General features: G+C 54.2%; 5 protein-coding genes and 1 tRNA gene. All 6 read right to left on the minus strand.

The features are described 5' to 3' along the window. The coding region (locus FBQ85_27355; GenBank protein MDL1878850.1) for a hypothetical protein at positions 1 to 323 on the minus strand (323 nt) is incomplete at its 3' end. After that, positions 324 to 671 carry a 50S ribosomal protein L20 gene (gene rplT / locus FBQ85_27360; protein MDL1878851.1) on the minus strand — a complete coding sequence of 116 codons (348 nt, stop codon included), beginning with the start codon at positions 669 to 671 and terminating at the stop codon, positions 324 to 326. A 143-nt stretch (positions 672 to 814) separates the two neighbouring features. Next, a complete protein-coding gene (rpmI, locus tag FBQ85_27365) occupies positions 815 to 1,012 on the minus strand; it encodes a 50S ribosomal protein L35 (protein MDL1878852.1) in 198 nt (65 codons plus the stop codon). Positions 1,013 to 1,025: 13 nt separating this feature from the next. Next, entirely contained in the window at positions 1,026 to 1,547 is a 522-nt protein-coding gene (locus tag FBQ85_27370) for a translation initiation factor IF-3 (protein MDL1878853.1), read from the minus strand. Between the two features lie 64 nt (positions 1,548 to 1,611). Continuing rightward, positions 1,612 to 3,543: a threonine--tRNA ligase gene (thrS, locus tag FBQ85_27375; protein ID MDL1878854.1), complete on the minus strand. Its 1,932-nt coding sequence runs from the start codon at positions 3,541 to 3,543 to the stop codon at positions 1,612 to 1,614. A gap of 38 nt (positions 3,544 to 3,581) precedes the next feature. Next, positions 3,582 to 3,656 (minus strand) — tRNA-Val (locus FBQ85_27380). Positions 3,657 to 4,127: the final 471 nt, after the last annotated feature.

Here is a 4,127-nt window from a genome sequence, read left to right on the forward strand (position 1 = left end):
GAACCCAACCGCCGCGGGATGCCGGGCAGCGTCAAATCAACGGTTGCGCCCTGGGCCCGCGGCTTGCTGATTTCATTTTTCTTCGCGGCAAACGCCGTTTCGCTCGCTTCGCGCAATTGATTCAAGCGCTGGCCCAGGCGCGGGCGCAATTCACCCTCCACCTGTCCCAATTTTTTGAAAGACTCGGTGATCTCACCTTTACGCGCGAGAAAGCGGATGCGCACCGCTTCCAAATCATTTTCATTGGAAGCCACACGCAGCGCTTCGGTGAAACGTGTTTCGAGTTGATCAAGCTCGGCGAATAAGTCTAACAAGGCGCCCACCTAGTTTTGCGCAAGCTGAACAAGATTTTGAAACGCCTGCGGGTCGTTGACGGCAAGATCGGCCAGCATTTTGCGGTCGATTTCGACTTGCTTTTTCTTCAAGCCGTTCATGAACGTGGAATAAGACATGCCGGCCAGACGCGCGGCAGCGTTGATGCGTGTGATCCACAGCCGGCGGAAATTGCGGCGGCGGACGCGGCGGTCACGGTAGGCGTAGGTCAAACCCTTCTCATAGGTCTCCGTCGCGCTGCGCAGCAAATTTTTCTTGCCGCCCCAACGGCCTTTGGTTTTTGTCATCAGCTTGCGACGACGACGATGTGAAGGAACAGCGTATTTTGAGCGGGGCATAGTTTTTCAACTTCCTTGATTGAGGTTTATGTCGTTTTACTCACAGCCTGGCATTCCGATAAAAACTTCTAATCGAAGATTAGCTTCGCGGCCAGGAGAATTCCATTAAATTTTCAAGCGCTGAACCGACTCATTGCCGCGGCTCACGCGCGTCCCAGCATTCTTTCCATGCGCGGCGCGTCCGAGGGATGCACCAGCGTGCCCTGACGCAGGCGGCGTTTGCGCTTGCGGTCTTTTTTGGTCAAAATGTGGCTTTTGCCGGCGCGATTGCGCTTGATTTTGCCGCTGGCTGTGACGCGCAACCGCTTCGCGGCGGAACGATTGGTTTTCAATTTTGGCATTGCTGTCTCTCTTTTATTTCTTCACGAAGTATACCACTAAATTTCTTCCTTCTTGTACTTGCCGTTCAACTTTGGCAATATCGGCGAGCGATTCCGTCAAGCGTTTCATCACCGCTTCACCAAATTCCCGGTGCACCATTTCCCGGCCGCGGAAGGTGACGGTGGCTTTCACCTTGTCGCCCTTTTCTAAAAATTCGCGCGCGTGCTTGGATTTGAAGTTAAAATCGTGCTCTTCGATTTTCGGACGGAAGCGCACTTCTTTAACATGAATCACCGCGGCTTTTTTGCGGCTATCTTTTTCCTTTTTGCCCAGCTCGTACTTGTACTTGCCGAAGTCCATCACGCGGCACACCGGCGGTTCAGCCTGCGGCGCGATTTCGACGAGATCGAGTCCGGCGGCCTCGGCGGCGGCCTGCGCTTCTTGAATCGAAACGATCCCCACTTGACTGCCATCAGCTCCGATCAGCCGCACTTTGGGCACGCGAATCTGATGGTTAATGCGGATAAACTTTCTCTGCTGTGACGTGGCTTGCATTCTCCTTTAAGAAGTTCAAGATTGAATGATTGTTTATGGCCATGCCCGAACGCATAAAGGCGATCTAGAGCAGCACCTTTTGGACGATTTCATCCTGCAACTGCCGCACGAATGCGGCGATACTCATCGCGCCAAGATCGCCGGCTTTGCGCTTGCGCACGGCAATTTGCTGCGCCTCGGCCTCCTTGGCGCCGACGATCACCATGTACGGCGTTTTTTTCGTCTCCGCCTCGCGGATTTTGTAATTGATCTTTTCCTGCCGGTCATCAAGATGGCTGCGCAAGCCCTGCGCGCGCAATTGTAGATCGACCTGCCGCGCATAATCGAGCTGGTTGTCGGTGATCGGCATGACCACCACCTGCAGCGGCGCCAGCCAGAGCGGAAAGGCGCCGGCGAAATGCTCGATCAAAATGCCGATGAAGCGTTCCATCGAGCCGAAAGGCGCGCGATGAATCACCACCGGCCGGTGCTTCTTGTTGTCGCTGCCGACGTATTCGAGCTGAAAACGCTCCGGCATCACATAGTCCACCTGCACCGTGCCGAGCTGCCAGGTACGGCCCAGGGCGTCGCGAATCATGAAGTCGATTTTGGGGCCGTAGAAGGAGGCTTCACCCAGGCCGATGAAGTAATCCAGCCCCATCTCGTCGGCAACTTCCTTGATCTCGGCCTGCGCCCGCTCCCAAAACTGCGCTTCGCCGCCGTATTTCTCGACATTCTCATCACGAAACGAAAGACGCACGCGCACTTTCATGTCAAAGGTTTGAAACACGAACTGGGTCAATTCCACCGTGGCGCGGATTTCGTCGCGGACTTGATCTTGCGTGCAATAGATATGCGCATCGTCCTGGGTGAAGCCCCGCACCCGGGTGAGGCCGTTCAACTCGCCCGACTGCTCGTAGCGGTAAACCGTACCGAATTCCGCCAGCCGCAGGGGCAACTCACGATAGCTGCGCGGCCGGGCCATGTAAATCAGATGGTGATGCGGGCAGTTCATCGGCTTCAGCAGGAATTCCTCGTCGTCCAGCTTGAGCGGAGGAAACTGGCTGTCCTTGTAGTAAGGGTAATGCCCGCTGGTGCGATACAAGTTCAAGTTCGCGATGTGCGGCGTGATCACCGGCAGATAGCCGCGCGCGCGCTGCTCCTGGCGCAGAAAAGCTTCGAGCGACTCGCGGATGATGGTGCCGTTCGGCAGCCACAGCGGCAGGCCGCCGCCGACGCTGGGCGTAATGTGGAAAATTTCCAGGTCGTGGCCCAGCTTGCGATGATCGCGCTTCTTGGCTTCTTCGAGCAGTTGCAAATGCTGCTGCAGCATTTCTTTTTTTGGAAACGAGATGCCGTAAATGCGCTGCAGCATCTTGTTTTTCTCGTTGCCACGCCAATATGCGCCCGCAATATTGAGCAGCTTGACATGCTTCACCACGCCGGTGGCCGGCACATGCGGGCCGCGGCAGAGATCGACGAAATCGCCTTCGTGATACACACTGGGACGATCGTCTTCCAAATCACGCAGCAATTCCAGCTTGTATTTGTCGCTGCGCTGCTCGAACAGCGAAACCGCGCCTTCTTTCGAGAGATCTTCGCGCTGAAACGGTTGATTGGCCGCAATCACCTCCTGCATTTTGGCTTCGATGCGGCCAAGATCATCGCCGGATAATTTGGTATCGACATCAACGTCGTAATAAAAACCGTTTTCAATCGGCGGCCCAACCCCGAATTGCGCCTCCGGAAACAACGCCTTGATGGCATGCGCCATGATATGCGAGGTGGAATGCCAATAAACCTGCTGGCCTTCGGGATCATCCCACGTCAAAAACTGCAGCGTCCCGTCCTCGCGCAACGGCCGATTGAGATCGATCACCTTGCCGTTGAATTTGGCCACCAGCGCCTTTTCCGCCAGCGAGCGGCTCAGTTCTTTGACGATGTCTTTGGGAAGAACCCCGGCCGGATATTGCTTGGCCTTACCGTCGGGAAATGCTATGCGAATGCTTTCGTTCACTGCGCAACCACGAAAAAGTTAAATGAGAAAATAAAAAGTGGGCGGTACGGGACTTGAACCTGTGACCTCTTGCATGTCAAGCAAGCGCTCTAACCAGACTGAGCTAACCGCCCGGAGGACAAAATTGATTCATCTGTGAAAAAATTTGCGGGTCAAGATTGGAGAAAATCTTGCGGTGAGAAAGGAGTTGTTGCTAGCGTCAAGCTTCTGATAGCGTCTTCGTCTTGTAATCCGGATAATGAAAATGTATACCAGCGTCCAGCTTGCCAATGTATCTTGATCATTTTCATGATGATTGGAGACCGTCGCGCCTGCAATTGTCCGGCGCGACTGACGTACTTTATCAGCGGGTCAAAGCCCGAAACCCAACTCACCACACGTCTCAAATCCTGAGCACGGTCAAAGTGTTGCGAAAATAAGCGTCAAATGCCAAAAAGTCAATGGTTTTTTCTGAGATTAAAGCCCGCGCCGGGTTTTCAGGCATACTGAAATCAGAAGCCCTTCGGGCGGCGCTTGGAAAAAATTTAGACAAGACTATTATGGGCAAAACCATTCAATCGTTTTGCCTCAAATGGTTTTGACAT

This window comes from Cytophagia bacterium CHB2 (assembly GCA_030263535.1).
GTDB lineage: Bacteria > Zhuqueibacterota > Zhuqueibacteria > Zhuqueibacterales > Zhuqueibacteraceae > Coneutiohabitans.

Excerpts from the sequence above, each read along its gene's own strand:
- rplT (MDL1878851.1), bottom strand. The coding sequence starts at position 671 with ATGCCCCGCTCAAAATACGCTGTTCCTTCACATCGTCGTCGTCGCAAG.
- rpmI (MDL1878852.1), bottom strand. The coding sequence starts at position 1,012 with ATGCCAAAATTGAAAACCAATCGTTCCGCCGCGAAGCGGTTGCGCGTC.
- FBQ85_27370 (MDL1878853.1), bottom strand. The coding sequence starts at position 1,547 with ATGCAAGCCACGTCACAGCAGAGAAAGTTTATCCGCATTAACCATCAG.